Raw genomic sequence first — 13016 nt, forward strand, 5'->3', positions numbered from 1 at the left:
TTGACAGTCCGCTGAAACCATGTGATACTGCGCGGCTTCGCTCCAAAAAAGCGAGGCAATCTGCCCATTCGGACAGAGTTGAAGTTGGCTCAGGCCGCTTCGGTTCTCGACGACGGGCCCAAGACTGATCACTCCCGGCCGTGGTGGCTGGGGGGATTCAAGTTGGGACTTAAATCAAATGATCCAAACGCAATCTCGACTCGATGTTGCCGACAACACGGGTGCCAAGTCCGTGATGTGCATCAAGGTGCTCGGCGGCTCCAAGCGGCGTTACGCCAGCGTGGGCGACGTCATCAAGGTCACCATCAAAGAAGCAGCGCCCCGTGGCCGCGTCAAAAAAGGCGAGGTTTACAACGCTGTGGTGGTTCGCACCGCCAAGGGTATCCGTCGTCAAGACGGCGCCCTCATCAAATTCGACGGCAACGCAGCAGTGTTGCTCAACGCCAAGCTGGAGCCCATCGGCACCCGCATCTTCGGACCGGTGACGCGCGAGCTGCGCACCGAAAAGTTCATGAAGATCGTGTCGCTGGCGCCCGAGGTTCTCTGAGGAATCATCATGAACAAGATTCGCAGTGGTGACGAAGTCATCGTGATCGCAGGACGCGACAAGGGCAAGCGCGGCAAGGTCGTGCTCCGTGCCGACGACAGCAAGCTGGTCGTCGAAGGCGTGAACATCGTCAAGAAGCACGCCAAGCCGAACCCCATGAAGGGTGTGACCGGCGGCATCATCGAAAAAACCATGCCCATCCACCAGTCCAACATCGCCATCTTCAATGGCGCCACGGGCAAGGCGGATCGCGTGGGCATCAAGCTCCTGGCTGACGGCAAGAAAGTGCGCGTCTTCAAGTCCAGCGGCGAAGAAATCAAGGCGGCATGACCATGGCACGTTTGCAAGAAATTTTCCGCGACAAGATCGCGCCCAGCCTGGTGGAGAAGTTCGGCTACAAGTCGATCATGGAGGTGCCCCGCATCACCAAGATCACGCTGAATATGGGTGTGAGCGAAGCTGTGGCCGACAAGAAGGTCATGGACAACGCCGTGGGCGACCTGACCAAGATCGCCGGTCAGAAGCCAGTGGTGACCAAGGCCCGCAAGGCCATCGCCGGTTTCAAGATCCGCGAACAGCAGGCCATCGGCTGCATGGTGACCCTGCGCGGCGCCAAGATGTACGAATTTCTGGACCGTTTCGTCACCGTGGCTCTGCCCCGTGTGCGCGACTTCCGTGGTATCTCCGGTCGCTCGTTCGACGGCCGCGGCAACTACAACGTCGGCGTCAAGGAACAGATCATCTTCCCTGAGATCGAGTACGACAAGGTTGACGCCTTGCGCGGTCTCAACATCAGCATCACGACGACCGCCAAGAACGACGAAGAGTGCAAGGCTCTTCTGGCTGGTTTCCGTTTCCCGTTCAAGAACTGAGGTGGCGCGTGGCTAAACAAGCACTACTGCAACGTGAACTCAAGCGCGAGAAACTCGCGGCCAAGTTCGCCAAGAAATACAACGAATTCAAAGCCGTCGCCAACGACGTCAAGAAGTCCGACGAAGAGCGCGATGCGGCCCGCCTGGGTCTGCAGAAGCTGCCCCGCAATTCGAACCCGACCCGCCAGCGCAACCGCTGCGAGATCACCGGTCGTCCGCGCGGCACCTTCGCTCATTTCGGCCTGGCTCGCGCCAAGGTCCGCGAAATGGCGTTTGCCGGAGAAATCCCCGGCATCACCAAAGCCAGCTGGTAAGCCCTAGGAGAACCCCACATGAGCATGAGTGATCCTATCGCCGACATGTTGACCCGCATCCGCAACGCGCAGATGGTCGAGAAGTCCACCGTGTCGATGCCGGCCTCCAAGGTCAAAGCCGCGATTGCCCAAGTCCTGAAGGACGAAGGCTACATCGACGGATTCCAGGTCAAGAACAACGACGGCAAGAGCGAACTCGAAATCGCCTTGAAGTACTACGCTGGCCGTCCCGTGATCGAGCGCATCGAGCGTGTGAGCCGTCCCGGCCTGCGTGTTTACCGCGGTCGCAACGCCATCCCCCAGGTCCAGAACGGTCTGGGTGTGGCCATCGTCACCACGCCCCAGGGTGTGATGACCGATCGCAAGGCTCGCGCCACCGGTGTCGGCGGCGAAGTCCTGTGTTACGTCGCCTGATGCGGGCATTGAGGAGCAATTAATGTCACGTATTGGAAAACTGCCGGTCTCCATCCCTGTCGGGGTCGAGATCGCCGTCAAAGACGATCTGATCAACGTCAAGGGCACCCTGGGTGCCCTGGCGCTGGCGCAAAACGCGCTGGTCAAGGTTGAAAGCAACAACGGCGCGCTGACTTTCGTTCCTGTGAACGAGTCCCGCGAAGCCAATGCCATGTCGGGCACCATGCGTCAGCTGGTCAACAACATGGTCAACGGCGTCAGCAAGGGCTTCGAAAAGAAGCTCACGCTGCTGGGCGTGGGCTACAAGGCCCAGGCACAAGGCACCAAGCTGAACCTGACGGTGGGTTACTCCCACCCGGTGGTGATGGACATGCCTGCCGGTATCAAGGTGGAAACGCCGACGCCGACCGAAATCCTGATCAAGGGTTCGGACCGTCAGCGTGTTGGTCAGGTCGCTTCCGAAGTGCGGGCCGTGCGCCCCCCCGAGCCCTACAAGGGCAAGGGCATCCGTTATGCGGATGAAAAGGTCGTGATCAAGGAAACCAAGAAGAAATAAGGATCAGGATCATGTTGACCAAAAAAGAGCAACGTCTGCGCCGCGCCCGCCAAACGCGGATCCGCATTGCACAGCAGGGTGCTGTCCGCCTGAGCGTGACCCGCACCAACCTGCATATCTACGCCAACGTCATCTCCGACGACGGCGCCAAGGTGCTGGCCTCGGCCTCCACGGCCGAAGCGGAAGTGCGTGCCCAGATTGGTGGCGCGGGCAAAGGTGGCAATGCCGCCGCCGCAGCCTTGATCGGCAAGCGCATCGCCGAGAAGGCCAAGGCCGCCGGCATTGAAAAGGTGGCTTTTGACCGCTCCGGTTTTGCCTACCACGGTCGGGTGAAAGCCCTGGCAGACGCCGCCCGCGAAGCCGGCCTGCAGTTCTGATCAAACGGAAACCACAAAATGGCTAAATTTACGGCAAACATCAAGAACGAAGCGAACGAAGACGGTTTGCGCGAAAAGATGATCGCGATCAACCGCGTGACCAAGGTGGTCAAGGGCGGTCGCATCCTCGGTTTCGCAGCACTGACCGTCGTCGGCGACGGCGATGGCCGCGTGGGCATGGGCAAGGGCAAGGCGCGTGAAGTGCCGGTGGCCGTTCAGAAGGCCATGGAAGCGGCTCGTCGCAACATGATCAAGGTGTCGCTCAAGAACGGTTCCCTGCACCACAGCGTGCACGGCGAGCACGGCGCTTCCAACGTCATGATGCTGCCCGCCTCCAAGGGTACCGGCATCATTGCCGGCGGCCCGATGCGCGCTGTTTTTGAAGTGCTCGGTATCACCGACGTCGTGGCCAAGAGCCATGGTTCGAGCAATCCCTACAACCTGGTGCGTGCCACGCTGGACGCCCTGAAGAATTCAACCACCCCGTCCGATGTGGCTGCCAAGCGTGGCAAGTCCGTCGAAGACATCCTGGGTTGATTGGAGCGATCATGACCACTCAAAACACCGTCAAGGTTCAGTTGGTGCGCAGCCCCATCGGAACCAAGCAATCCCACCGCGACACCGTGCGCGGCCTGGGCCTGCGCAAACTCAACAGCACCAGCGAGCTGCAGGACACACCTGCCGTGCGCGGCATGATCAACAAGATCAGCTATCTGGTCAAAGTACTCTGATCGGGGTCACGGACATGCAACTCAACACCATCAAGCCCTCTGAAGGCTCCAAGCACGCCAAGCGTCGCGTGGGTCGCGGCATTGGCTCCGGCCTGGGCAAGACCGCAGGTCGTGGCCACAAAGGCCAAAAGTCCCGTTCGGGCGGCTACCACAAGGTGGGCTTCGAAGGCGGTCAAATGCCTCTGCAGCGCCGCTTGCCCAAGCGCGGTTTCAAGTCGACCCAACTGCAGTTCAACGCCGAAGTCACGCTGACCGACATCAGCGCGCTCAACGTGGCCGATGTGGACATGCTCGTGCTCAAACAGGCTGGCCTTGTGCCGCACCTGGCCAAGCGCGTCAAGGTCATCAAGACGGGTGAACTCACGCGTGCCGTGTCCTTCAAGGACGTGACGGTCACCGCGGGTGCCAAAGCCGTGATCGAAGCCGCTGGCGGCTCGATCGCCTGACCGGAACCCGACGGAACCGACCTGTGGCAACTGGATCCACGTCCCTGGCCAAAACCGGCAAGTACGGCGACCTGCGTCGCCGGCTGGTTTTCTTGCTGCTCGCCTTGGTGGTGTACCGCATTGGTGCGCACATCCCCGTGCCGGGCATTGACCCCGCGCAACTTGAACAGCTGTTCAAGGGGCAGGCGGGCGGCATCCTGAGCCTGTTCAACATGTTCTCGGGCGGATCGCTGTCGCGGTTCGCAGTCTTTGCGCTGGGGATCATGCCGTACATCTCGGCGTCGATCATCATGCAGCTCATGACCTACGTGGTGCCCACGTTCGAGCAGCTGAAGAAAGAGGGCGAAGCCGGGCGTCGCAAGATCACGCAGTACACGCGCTATGGCACGCTCGCATTGGCGATCTTTCAGTCGATGGGCATTGCGCTCGCGCTGGAAGGCCAGGCCGGGCTGGTGATCGATCCTGGCATGGGTTTCCGCCTCACCGCTGTGGTGAGTCTGGTGGCAGGCACCATGTTCCTGATGTGGCTGGGTGAGCAGATCACCGAGCGTGGCTTGGGCAACGGCATTTCGATCCTGATCTTCGCCGGCATTGCCGCGGGTCTGCCCAGTGCTGTGGCGGGTTTGCTCGAACTGGTTCGCACCGGTGCGATGAACATTCTGGTGGCGATCTTCATCATCGCGCTGGTGGTCCTGGTGACCTACTTCGTGGTGTTCGTCGAACGGGGTCAACGCAAGATCTTGGTGAACTATGCGCGCCGTCAGGTGGGCAACAAGGTCTATGGCGGTCAGTCGTCGCACTTGCCGCTCAAGCTGAACATGGCGGGTGTGATTCCTCCGATCTTTGCTTCGTCCATCATCTTGCTGCCGACGACGGTGGTGAGCTGGGTGAGCACCGGTGACTCCACACGCTGGTTGCGCGATATCGCCTCTGCGTTGTCGCCCGGCCAGCCGATCTATGTTGCCTTGTATGCGGCCGCCATCATCTTCTTCTGCTTCTTCTACACGGCGCTGGTGTTCAACAGCCGTGAGACAGCCGACAACCTGAAGAAGAGCGGTGCCTTCATTCCCGGCATTCGCCCAGGTGACCAGACGGCCCGCTACATCGACAAGATCTTGCTGAGGCTGACACTGGCCGGCGCCGTGTACATCACCGCAGTCTGTCTGCTGCCCGAGTTCCTGATCCTCAAGTACAACGTGCCGTTTTACTTTGGTGGAACTTCATTGCTGATCATTGTTGTGGTGACCATGGATTTCATGGCACAGGTTCAGAATTACATGATGTCGCAGCAGTACGACTCGCTGCTGAAAAAGGCCAATTTCAAGACCTCACCCGGTAGTTGATTGGTTTGTATGTCCAAGGACGACGTGATCGAGATGCAAGGGGAGGTGGTTGAAAACCTTCCCAACGCGACCTTCAGGGTCAAGCTCGAAAACGGTCATGTGGTGTTGGGACACATCAGCGGCAAGATGAGGATGCATTACATCCGCATCCTGCCTGGCGACAAAGTCAAAGTAGAGCTCACGCCCTACGACCTCACCCGAGCGCGGATTGTGTTCCGTTCGAAGTGAGTGGTTGGTTGTTGAATATTTTTTGGAATATCTAGGAGAAGACTATGAGAGTTTCGGCTTCGGTCAAAAAAATGTGCCGCAACTGCAAGATCATCAAGCGGCACGGTGTTGTGCGAGTCATTTGCACCGATCCGCGTCATAAGCAGCGTCAAGGCTGATTGAAGTTTAGAGGACCATCATGGCTCGTATTGCAGGCATCAACATTCCGCCGCACAAGCACGCTGAAATCGGCTTGACGGCAATTTTCGGTATCGGTCGCACCCGCGCTCGCAAAATCTGCGAAGCGTGTGGCATCGACTACACCAAGAAGATCAAGGACCTGAGTGACGCGGAACTCGAAAAAGTTCGCGACCAGGTTGGCACGTTCACGATCGAAGGCGACCTCCGCCGCGAGACCACCATGAACATCAAGCGATTGATGGACATCGGCTGCTACCGCGGTTTCCGTCACCGTCGTGGCCTGCCACTGCGCGGTCAGCGCACGAAGACCAACGCGCGCACGCGCAAAGGTCCCCGCAAGGCAGCCCAGTCGCTGAAGAAGTAATCGGTTCGAAGGATTCCCATGGCCAAGTCACCCTCCACCAGCGCATCCGCACGCGTCCGCAAAAAAGTCCGCAAGAACATTGCCGACGGCATCGCGCACGTGCACGCTTCGTTCAACAACACCATCATCACGATCACCGATCGCCAGGGCAATGCTCTGTCGTGGGCATCGTCCGGTGGCCAGGGCTTCAAGGGCTCGCGCAAATCGACGCCTTTCGCAGCCCAGGTGGCTTCGGAAGTGGCTGGTCGCGCGGCCATCGAGCAAGGTATCAAGAACCTGGACGTCGAGATCAAGGGTCCGGGTCCTGGCCGCGAATCGTCGGTGCGCGCCCTCGGTGCTCTCGGCATCCGCATCAACTCCATTTCTGACGTGACGCCTGTGCCCCATAACGGCTGCCGTCCGCAGAAGCGCCGCCGCATTTGAGGCGGTACCGCTCTCGCGGTACAATGGAAGGCTTTTTCGAGCGCCACCGCAGTCACCTGCGGTGGCATTTTTTGCTAAGCCCACCGCCACTTCATTTGAGGAGTGGCTCCCGCAATGACATCTTTTGATGTCGGTTGCGGCAGAAACACAAGGACATCAACGTGGCACGTTACCTCGGCCCCAAGGCCAAACTCTCCCGCCGTGAAGGCTCCGACCTGTTGCTCAAGAGCGCCCGCCGCTCGATCAGCGACAAGGCCAAGTTCGACTCCAAGCCCGGCCAGCATGGCCGCACCTCGGGTCAGCGCACCTCCGACTTCGGCGTGCAGTTGCGCGAGAAGCAGAAGGTCAAGCGCACTTACGGTGTGCTGGAGCGCCAGTTCCGCCGCTATTTTGCAGAAGCCGACCGCCGTCGTGGCAACACCGGTGCGAACTTGCTGTTCCTGCTGGAAGCCCGCCTGGACAACGTCGTGTTCCGCATGGGTTTTGCTTCCACCCGCGCAGAAGCGCGCCAGATCGTGTCGCACAAGGCGATTCTGGTGAACGGCAAATCGGTCAACATTCCTTCGTATTCGGTCAAGGCTGGTGACGTGATCGCGGTTCGCGAGAAGTCGAAGAAGCAGGGCCGTGTGCTGGAAGCCATGGAACTGGCCAAGCAGATCGGTTTCCCCGCCTGGGTGGATGTGTCGGTGGAAAAGGTCGAAGGCGTGTTCAAGAAGTCGCCTGACCGTGACGAGTTCGCCTCTGACGTCAACGAATCGTTGATCGTCGAACTTTATTCCCGTTAATTTCGTTCCCGGCAGGCACCTTCGCGGGTGCGGCCGGGCCATGCTCCATCTGCCTTATCGGTGTAACGAGCCGAGGGTACTGAAGGAAGTTTGAATGCTGAACAATCTGCTGAAGCCCAAAACCATCAACGTCGAGCAAGTCTCGGCCAACAAAGCCAAAGTCACGCTTGAGCCTTTCGAGCGCGGCTACGGCCACACGCTGGGCAACGCTTTGCGCCGGGTTTTGCTGTCTTCCATGACCGGCCATGCGCCGACCGAAGTCACCATCGCCGGTGTTGTGCACGAGTACTCGTCGATCGACGGCGTCCAGGAAGACGTGGTCAACATGCTTCTGAACCTCAAGGGCGTGGTGTTCAAGCTCCACAACCGCGATGAAGTCACGCTGAGCCTGCGCAAAGACGGTGAAGGCTTGGTGACCGCTGCCGACATCCAGACCCCGCACGATGTCGAAATTGTGAACCCCGGCCACGTGATCGCCACGTTGTCCGCAGGCGCCAAGCTCGACATGCAGATCAAGGTCGAAAAGGGCCGTGGTTATGTGCCCGGCAGCCTGCGCCGCAACGACGACCAGGCCCGCTCCATCGGTCGCATCGTGCTGGACGCGTCGTTCTCGCCCGTCAAGCGCGTGAGCTACACGGTCGAGAGCGCTCGCGTCGAGCAGCGTACCGATCTGGACAAGCTGGTGCTCGAGATCGAGACCAACGGCTCCATCGGTCCTGAAGAAGCGGTTCGCGCTTCGGCCAAGATCCTGGTCGAGCAGCTGGCTGTGTTCGCTCAGCTGGAAGGCGCCGAACTCAACTTCGAAGCCCCTGCGCAGCGCAGCTCGCAGCAGTTCGACCCGATCCTGTTGCGCCCTGTTGATGAGCTCGAACTCACCGTGCGTTCGGCCAACTGCCTCAAGGCAGAGAACATCTATTACATCGGTGATCTGATCCAGCGCACCGAGAACGAGTTGCTCAAGACCCCCAACCTGGGTCGCAAGTCGCTCAACGAAATCAAGGAAGTGCTCGCTTCGCGCGGCTTGACCTTGGGCATGAAGCTTGAGAACTGGCCACCGGCCGGTTTGGACAAGCACTGAAACTCCGCAAGCCGGCACGAAGCCGGCCACGGACGAACCTGCAGTACCTGACACGGCTGCGGGCAAAACAACTGAAAGGATGAAAAATGCGTCACGGACACGGACTTAGAAAACTCAACCGCACGAGCGAGCACCGCCTTGCGATGCTTCGCAACATGATGAATTCGCTGCTGACGCACGAGGTCATCAAGACCACGGTGCCCAAGGCGAAAGAATTGCGCCGCGTGGTGGAACCCATGATCACGCTGGCCAAGGTTGCCACCGTGGCCAACCGCCGCCTGGCATTCGACCGTTTGCGCGACCGTGATGTGGTCGTGAAGCTGTTCAACGAACTGGGCCCGCGCTTCGCCGCACGACCCGGTGGCTATACCCGCATCCTGAAGATGGGTTACCGCGTGGGCGACAACGCTCCGATGGCGCTCGTCGAGTTGGTTGATCGTGCAGAAGATGCTGCGCCAGCCGCAGACGCTGACAAAGCGTGATAGAATCATAGGCTTGACGCGCGGTGGAGCAGCCTGGTAGCTCGTTGGGCTCATAACCCAAAGGTCGCAAGTTCAAATCTTGCCCGCGCAACCAACCAGATCAAGCACTCGCTTGGCAAGCAAGCCCTCGGTCACGAGGGCTTTTTTGTTTGTGCCGACGTTTGTGGCTGAGTCTGCCTCCACAAAGATGCGTCATCGCTCAGGGCCTTTGGTTCCATGAAGACCATCGCACGGTTTGCTGTTTCCTTCCAACCAGTACAGGAGATTTTTCCAATGGATCGTCGCTCCCTGATCAAGAACGCCGGCATCGCCGGCGTGCTGACCACCGGTATCGCACCTGCCGTGCACGCACAGGCCGCTGTTCGCTGGCGCCTGGCCTCCAGCTTCCCGAAGTCGTTGCCCACCATCTTTGGCTCGGCTGAAAAATTCTCCGAGACCGTCAAGGCGCTGTCGGGCGGCAAGTTCGAGGTGTCTGTGCACGCCGCGGGCGATATCGTGCCGGCATTTGGTGTGGTCGACGCCATCCAGGACAACACGATTGAAATGGCGCAGACCGCGCCTTATTACTTCACCGGCAAGGATTCGATCTTTGCGTTCGGCTGCGCTGTGCCCTTCGGCCTGACCGCTCGCCACATGGACGCCTGGATGGAGCACGGCAATGGCCGCAAGCTGATGGACGAGTTCTACGGCAAGTTCAACATCGTCTCCATGAGCTCCGGCAACACCGGCACCCAGATGGGTGGCTGGTACCGCAAGGAAATCAAGACCGTGGCCGACCTCAAGGGCCTGAAGATGCGCATGGGCGGCGGCTTGTTCGGTGAGGCCATGGCCAAGCTGGGCGTGGTGGCGCAGAACATGCCCGCCGGCGAGGTGTACCAGGCGCTGGAAAAAGGCACGCTGGACGCCACCGAATTCGTCGGTCCTTTCGACGACGAGCGCCTGGGCTTCAACAAGGTCGCGCCCTTCTATTACTACCCTGGCTGGTGGGAAGGCGGCGCCGAACTGGAGTTCTTCATCAACAAGAAGGCCTTTGATGCCTTGTCGCCAGAGAACAAGGCCATCGTCCGCGCTGCCGGCGCCGTGGCCGCGCGCGACATGACCGCCAAGTACGATGCCCAGAACCCTGCAGCGCTCAAGCGCCTGGTGGCTGGTGGCACCAAGTTGATGCCGTTCTCCAAAGCTGTCATGGACGCCGGCTTCAAGGCGTCGATGGAAGTGTTCGCTGCGCACGAAGCGAAGTCGCCCGAGTTCAAGAAGATCCACCAGGACATGCGCGCCTTCCAGCGCGACCAGATCCTGTGGAGCCGCTTCTCCGAGTGGCGTTACGACAGCTACATCACCTCTGCGAAGGTCTGACCACCGGAGGCCGCCGGTGGCCCGGCGGTCCCTCGTGGACACCCTCTGTCGTGGGTGGGCCTGAAAATCAGGCCATGCCCAACCCAGCCGCTTCCCGCCATGCCCAGCCCTCGGACCTCAGGTCCGGGCGCTGGGCATGGTTGCTTCTGGCAGGTCTGTTGATTTCAATGCCTGCACGCAGCCAGACGATCGACTTTGCCAGGGAGTGCATGCGGGTGGCGGTGGAAGGTTTGATCCTGGACACGTCGCCCGTTTGCGTGCGTGCGTTTCGCACCGATCCGGCGGCGCGCGCGCAGTTCATCCAGCTCATCCAGTTCACGTTGGCGCAGGCGGAGTCGGCCCAGGGCGAGACCAGCGTCAGCAGGACGCCCGCCCAATCGCTGCGCCGCCTGTTCGACAAGGCCTCGCTGGAGCCGGGTCGGGTGGTGGGGGTCGGAGGGGCGTACTACGGCGCCCGGTAGCTGACGCGTAAACTCGTGCGTCAACTCAAAGGAAGATTGCCATGGGCGCGCAGTGGAAAGCAAAACACAAGGATCTGGCGGCCAACGCCAAGGGCAGGCTGTTCGGCAAGCTGGCCAAGGACATCATGATCGCGGCGCGTCACGGCGCCGACCCGGCTGCGAATTCGCGGCTGCGGCTGGTGGTGGAGCAGGCACGCAAGGTGTCCATGCCCAAGGAGACGCTGGACCGCGCCATCAAGAAAGGTGCCGGACTCACGGGTGAAACCGTTCACTTCGAACACGTGGTCTACGAAGGCTTCGCGCCGCACCGCGTGCCGGTCATGGTCGAGTGCCTGACCGACAACGTGAACCGTGCGGCCTCCGACATGCGTGTGCTGTTCCGCAAGGGGCAGCTGGGCACATCGGGCTCCGTGTCGTGGGATTTTGATCACCTCGGCATCATCGAAGCGGAGGCCACCAGGAAGGATGCCGATGCCGAGGTGGCCGCCATCGAGGCGGGTGCGCAAGACTTTCACCCGGCCGATGAGGATGGTGTGGTGGTCTTTCTCACCGACCCCACCGACCTCGACCTGGTGAGCCGCGCGCTGCCGGCGCAGGGCTTCACCGTGCTGTCGGCCAAGCTGGGCTACAAGCCCAAGAATCCGATCGACCCGGGCAGTCTGAGCGCAGAAGACCTGGAAGAAGTCGAAGCGTTCCTGGCCGCGCTGGACGCCAACGAAGATGTGCAGAACGTGTTCGCTGGCCTGGGAGGCTGAACCATGAACACACGCCCCACGGAAGCGGCCGACGAACCCTTGCCTGGCCACAACCCGCCGCTGCTCTACAACCTCGTTTACTGCAGCCGGGCCTCCGACGGGGTGGACAACGACGCGGTAAACCAGATCATCGAAACCTCGCGTCGCTGCAATCCGGCGCGCAGCATCACCGGCCTGTTGGTCTTCGGCAGCGGCATCTTTTTCCAGTGGCTCGAAGGCCCGCGCGACAGCGTGCTCGCGCTGCTGGCGCTGCTCAAGAAGGACCCCCGGCACCACACCGTGGTGTTGTTGACCTCGGGCGAAGAGGTGCGTGAGCGGCTTTTCCCCGACTGGGACATGGAGCTGGTCACGGCCGACGCGGTGCGCGACGTGCTGGTGGACGCACTCGACAGCGCCCAGGACCCCCAAAACGCGGAGTCGTTGCGTGAGTTGCTGCAGCAGCTCGACGCTGGCCTGCTCAACGGACCCGCGAAGGGCTGACCGGCGTCAGCCCTTCACCAGCGCCAGGTAGTCCCGTCGCGTGGCAGGTGCCACCGAGGCCACCAGTTGTTCGTGGGGTGTCTGATGGCGCATCAGCGAGCGCGCCGAGGCGGTGGCCTTGGAACGGCAAAACCAGTGGCAGCTGTGTTGCATCAGCAGCAACTCGGCCGACATCGTGAACGCCTTGTCCCGGGGTGAACGTTGCAGTTCGTTGCCGGCTGCCTCCGCCAGTCCCCGCGCGTGAATGCGGAAGGCCTCGCGCACGTCGAACGTGGCCTGGGGCAGCAGGCGGGTGGCGAATGGCAACGCCATGCTCAGGGTGCTCACCCGGGCCTGCTCCTCGTCCAGACGGGCAAACTCGGTGGCAAAGCTGCCGAACTGCAGCGCCACCGACTGTTCGGCCGCTGTCAGCATGTTGAGGATCTGCTCGCGCCGCGCCGGGTCGTCTTCACCCAGCGCCCGCAGGTAGCCCTGCGTGAGCGTTTCCATCAGCACTTCGATCTGGTACTTGCCCAGAAAACTGCCCAGCAGGACCACGCGGCGCCGTTGCTCCATCGAGCGCAGAAACCACAGGCCCGAAAGCGCCAGCGTCACCAGAATCAGGAAGTCCATCGTCAGTCCGTCGAAATCTTGTAGTTCTTTGGTAGCCATTTGTCTGGCCGATCGTGCGCGGCCATCGGCACACACAAGGAGGGGAGAGTGTAGTGACGCAATCCCGTGCCTTGGTGCGAGAATGCAAAGCCCGGGATTCATGGCAGATGCTCTGCCCCTCCCGCGCCCGCCCAGGCTGGCGCACGTCCCTGAGAACACCCGAGCCCCACCAC

Annotated in this window: 23 protein-coding genes and 1 tRNA gene; 23 read left to right on the forward strand and 1 reads right to left on the reverse strand. The window is 60.9% G+C overall.

Going from position 1 to position 13016, the window contains the following annotated elements:
• Positions 1–178: 178 nt before the first annotated feature.
• The 23 genes from rplN (at position 179) to BSY239_RS00945 (ending at position 12192) form a co-directional block, all read left to right on the forward strand.
• Positions 179–547: a 50S ribosomal protein L14 gene (rplN, locus tag BSY239_RS00840; protein ID WP_056268999.1), complete on the forward strand. Its 369-nt coding sequence runs from the start codon at positions 179–181 to the stop codon at positions 545–547.
• Positions 548–556: 9 nt separating this feature from the next.
• Positions 557–877, forward strand: coding sequence for a 50S ribosomal protein L24 (rplX, locus tag BSY239_RS00845; protein WP_069045173.1), 321 nt, complete (start codon positions 557–559; stop codon positions 875–877).
• 2 nt (positions 878–879) lie between these two features.
• Complete coding sequence (gene rplE, locus BSY239_RS00850; RefSeq protein WP_069048688.1) at positions 880–1419, forward strand: 50S ribosomal protein L5; 540 nt, start codon at positions 880–882, stop codon at positions 1417–1419.
• Positions 1420–1427: 8 nt separating this feature from the next.
• Positions 1428–1733, forward strand: a complete 306-nt coding sequence (rpsN, locus tag BSY239_RS00855; RefSeq protein WP_056268994.1) for a 30S ribosomal protein S14 — start codon at positions 1428–1430, stop codon at positions 1731–1733.
• Between the two features lie 18 nt (positions 1734–1751).
• Positions 1752–2147, forward strand: a complete 396-nt coding sequence (gene rpsH / locus BSY239_RS00860) for a 30S ribosomal protein S8 (protein WP_056268992.1) — start codon at positions 1752–1754, stop codon at positions 2145–2147.
• 22 nt (positions 2148–2169) lie between these two features.
• Positions 2170–2703 carry a 50S ribosomal protein L6 gene (gene rplF / locus BSY239_RS00865; protein WP_069045174.1) on the forward strand — a complete coding sequence of 178 codons (534 nt, stop codon included), beginning with the start codon at positions 2170–2172 and terminating at the stop codon, positions 2701–2703.
• Between the two features lie 11 nt (positions 2704–2714).
• Complete coding sequence (gene rplR / locus BSY239_RS00870) at positions 2715–3080, forward strand: 50S ribosomal protein L18 (RefSeq protein WP_069045175.1); 366 nt, start codon at positions 2715–2717, stop codon at positions 3078–3080.
• A gap of 18 nt (positions 3081–3098) precedes the next feature.
• Positions 3099–3617 carry a 30S ribosomal protein S5 gene (rpsE, locus tag BSY239_RS00875; RefSeq protein WP_056268984.1) on the forward strand — a complete coding sequence of 173 codons (519 nt, stop codon included), beginning with the start codon at positions 3099–3101 and terminating at the stop codon, positions 3615–3617.
• An 11-nt stretch (positions 3618–3628) separates the two neighbouring features.
• Positions 3629–3811: a 50S ribosomal protein L30 gene (rpmD, locus tag BSY239_RS00880; RefSeq protein WP_056268982.1), complete on the forward strand. Its 183-nt coding sequence runs from the start codon at positions 3629–3631 to the stop codon at positions 3809–3811.
• Positions 3812–3825: 14 nt separating this feature from the next.
• Positions 3826–4257, forward strand: coding sequence for a 50S ribosomal protein L15 (gene rplO, locus BSY239_RS00885; RefSeq protein WP_069045176.1), 432 nt, complete (start codon positions 3826–3828; stop codon positions 4255–4257).
• A 23-nt stretch (positions 4258–4280) separates the two neighbouring features.
• A complete protein-coding gene (gene secY, locus BSY239_RS00890; RefSeq protein WP_069045177.1) occupies positions 4281–5600 on the forward strand; it encodes a preprotein translocase subunit SecY in 1320 nt (439 codons plus the stop codon).
• Positions 5601–5609: 9 nt separating this feature from the next.
• Positions 5610–5828, forward strand: a complete 219-nt coding sequence (infA, locus tag BSY239_RS00895) for a translation initiation factor IF-1 (protein WP_029461331.1) — start codon at positions 5610–5612, stop codon at positions 5826–5828.
• Between the two features lie 44 nt (positions 5829–5872).
• The gene (gene rpmJ, locus BSY239_RS21875) at positions 5873–5986 is read left to right on the forward strand and encodes a 50S ribosomal protein L36 (protein ID WP_009514917.1); all 114 of its coding nucleotides are present in this window, start codon (positions 5873–5875) and stop codon (positions 5984–5986) included.
• 20 nt (positions 5987–6006) lie between these two features.
• A complete protein-coding gene (gene rpsM / locus BSY239_RS00900; protein WP_056268975.1) occupies positions 6007–6372 on the forward strand; it encodes a 30S ribosomal protein S13 in 366 nt (121 codons plus the stop codon).
• Between the two features lie 18 nt (positions 6373–6390).
• Complete coding sequence (gene rpsK / locus BSY239_RS00905) at positions 6391–6795, forward strand: 30S ribosomal protein S11 (RefSeq protein WP_056268973.1); 405 nt, start codon at positions 6391–6393, stop codon at positions 6793–6795.
• A gap of 161 nt (positions 6796–6956) precedes the next feature.
• The gene (gene rpsD / locus BSY239_RS00910) at positions 6957–7580 is read left to right on the forward strand and encodes a 30S ribosomal protein S4 (RefSeq protein WP_056269099.1); all 624 of its coding nucleotides are present in this window, start codon (positions 6957–6959) and stop codon (positions 7578–7580) included.
• A 94-nt stretch (positions 7581–7674) separates the two neighbouring features.
• Entirely contained in the window at positions 7675–8658 is a 984-nt protein-coding gene (locus tag BSY239_RS00915; protein WP_069045178.1) for a DNA-directed RNA polymerase subunit alpha, read from the forward strand.
• Between the two features lie 86 nt (positions 8659–8744).
• Positions 8745–9140, forward strand: a complete 396-nt coding sequence (rplQ, locus tag BSY239_RS00920) for a 50S ribosomal protein L17 (RefSeq protein ID WP_069045179.1) — start codon at positions 8745–8747, stop codon at positions 9138–9140.
• A gap of 17 nt (positions 9141–9157) precedes the next feature.
• Positions 9158–9234 (forward strand) — tRNA-Met (locus tag BSY239_RS00925).
• Between the two features lie 179 nt (positions 9235–9413).
• Positions 9414–10496 (forward strand): TRAP transporter substrate-binding protein, encoded by a 1083-nt coding sequence (locus tag BSY239_RS00930; RefSeq protein WP_069045180.1) that lies wholly within the window; start codon positions 9414–9416, stop codon positions 10494–10496.
• 167 nt (positions 10497–10663) lie between these two features.
• Entirely contained in the window at positions 10664–10957 is a 294-nt protein-coding gene (locus tag BSY239_RS00935; RefSeq protein WP_156775385.1) for a hypothetical protein, read from the forward strand.
• A 41-nt stretch (positions 10958–10998) separates the two neighbouring features.
• Positions 10999–11712 (forward strand): YebC/PmpR family DNA-binding transcriptional regulator, encoded by a 714-nt coding sequence (locus tag BSY239_RS00940; RefSeq protein WP_069045182.1) that lies wholly within the window; start codon positions 10999–11001, stop codon positions 11710–11712.
• Positions 11713–11715: 3 nt separating this feature from the next.
• Entirely contained in the window at positions 11716–12192 is a 477-nt protein-coding gene (locus tag BSY239_RS00945) for a BLUF domain-containing protein (protein ID WP_069045183.1), read from the forward strand.
• 6 nt (positions 12193–12198) lie between these two features.
• Here the strand turns inward: BSY239_RS00945 and BSY239_RS00950 are convergent, their stop codons facing one another.
• A complete protein-coding gene (locus tag BSY239_RS00950) occupies positions 12199–12804 on the reverse strand; it encodes a hypothetical protein (protein WP_069045184.1) in 606 nt (201 codons plus the stop codon).
• Positions 12805–13016 lie beyond the last annotated feature (212 nt).

The sequence above is a fragment of the Hydrogenophaga sp. RAC07 genome (genome assembly GCF_001713375.1).
GTDB lineage: Bacteria > Pseudomonadota > Gammaproteobacteria > Burkholderiales > Burkholderiaceae_C > Hydrogenophaga.

Bases quoted from the DNA above. Each gene is read 5' to 3' on its own strand.
- rplN (WP_056268999.1), top strand. From the start codon at position 179: ATGATCCAAACGCAATCTCGACTCGATGTTGCCGACAACACGGGTGCC.
- rplX (WP_069045173.1), top strand. From the start codon at position 557: ATGAACAAGATTCGCAGTGGTGACGAAGTCATCGTGATCGCAGGACGC.
- rplE (WP_069048688.1), top strand. From the start codon at position 880: ATGGCACGTTTGCAAGAAATTTTCCGCGACAAGATCGCGCCCAGCCTG.
- rpsH (WP_056268992.1), top strand. From the start codon at position 1,752: ATGAGCATGAGTGATCCTATCGCCGACATGTTGACCCGCATCCGCAAC.
- rplF (WP_069045174.1), top strand. From the start codon at position 2,170: ATGTCACGTATTGGAAAACTGCCGGTCTCCATCCCTGTCGGGGTCGAG.
- rplR (WP_069045175.1), top strand. From the start codon at position 2,715: ATGTTGACCAAAAAAGAGCAACGTCTGCGCCGCGCCCGCCAAACGCGG.
- rpsE (WP_056268984.1), top strand. From the start codon at position 3,099: ATGGCTAAATTTACGGCAAACATCAAGAACGAAGCGAACGAAGACGGT.
- rpmD (WP_056268982.1), top strand. From the start codon at position 3,629: ATGACCACTCAAAACACCGTCAAGGTTCAGTTGGTGCGCAGCCCCATC.
- rplO (WP_069045176.1), top strand. From the start codon at position 3,826: ATGCAACTCAACACCATCAAGCCCTCTGAAGGCTCCAAGCACGCCAAG.
- infA (WP_029461331.1), top strand. From the start codon at position 5,610: ATGTCCAAGGACGACGTGATCGAGATGCAAGGGGAGGTGGTTGAAAAC.
- rpmJ (WP_009514917.1), top strand. From the start codon at position 5,873: ATGAGAGTTTCGGCTTCGGTCAAAAAAATGTGCCGCAACTGCAAGATC.
- rpsM (WP_056268975.1), top strand. From the start codon at position 6,007: ATGGCTCGTATTGCAGGCATCAACATTCCGCCGCACAAGCACGCTGAA.
- rpsK (WP_056268973.1), top strand. From the start codon at position 6,391: ATGGCCAAGTCACCCTCCACCAGCGCATCCGCACGCGTCCGCAAAAAA.
- BSY239_RS00915 (WP_069045178.1), top strand. From the start codon at position 7,675: ATGCTGAACAATCTGCTGAAGCCCAAAACCATCAACGTCGAGCAAGTC.
- rplQ (WP_069045179.1), top strand. From the start codon at position 8,745: ATGCGTCACGGACACGGACTTAGAAAACTCAACCGCACGAGCGAGCAC.
- BSY239_RS00930 (WP_069045180.1), top strand. From the start codon at position 9,414: ATGGATCGTCGCTCCCTGATCAAGAACGCCGGCATCGCCGGCGTGCTG.
- BSY239_RS00935 (WP_156775385.1), top strand. From the start codon at position 10,664: ATGCCTGCACGCAGCCAGACGATCGACTTTGCCAGGGAGTGCATGCGG.
- BSY239_RS00940 (WP_069045182.1), top strand. From the start codon at position 10,999: ATGGGCGCGCAGTGGAAAGCAAAACACAAGGATCTGGCGGCCAACGCC.
- BSY239_RS00945 (WP_069045183.1), top strand. From the start codon at position 11,716: ATGAACACACGCCCCACGGAAGCGGCCGACGAACCCTTGCCTGGCCAC.
- BSY239_RS00950 (WP_069045184.1), bottom strand. From the start codon at position 12,804: ATGGACTTCCTGATTCTGGTGACGCTGGCGCTTTCGGGCCTGTGGTTT.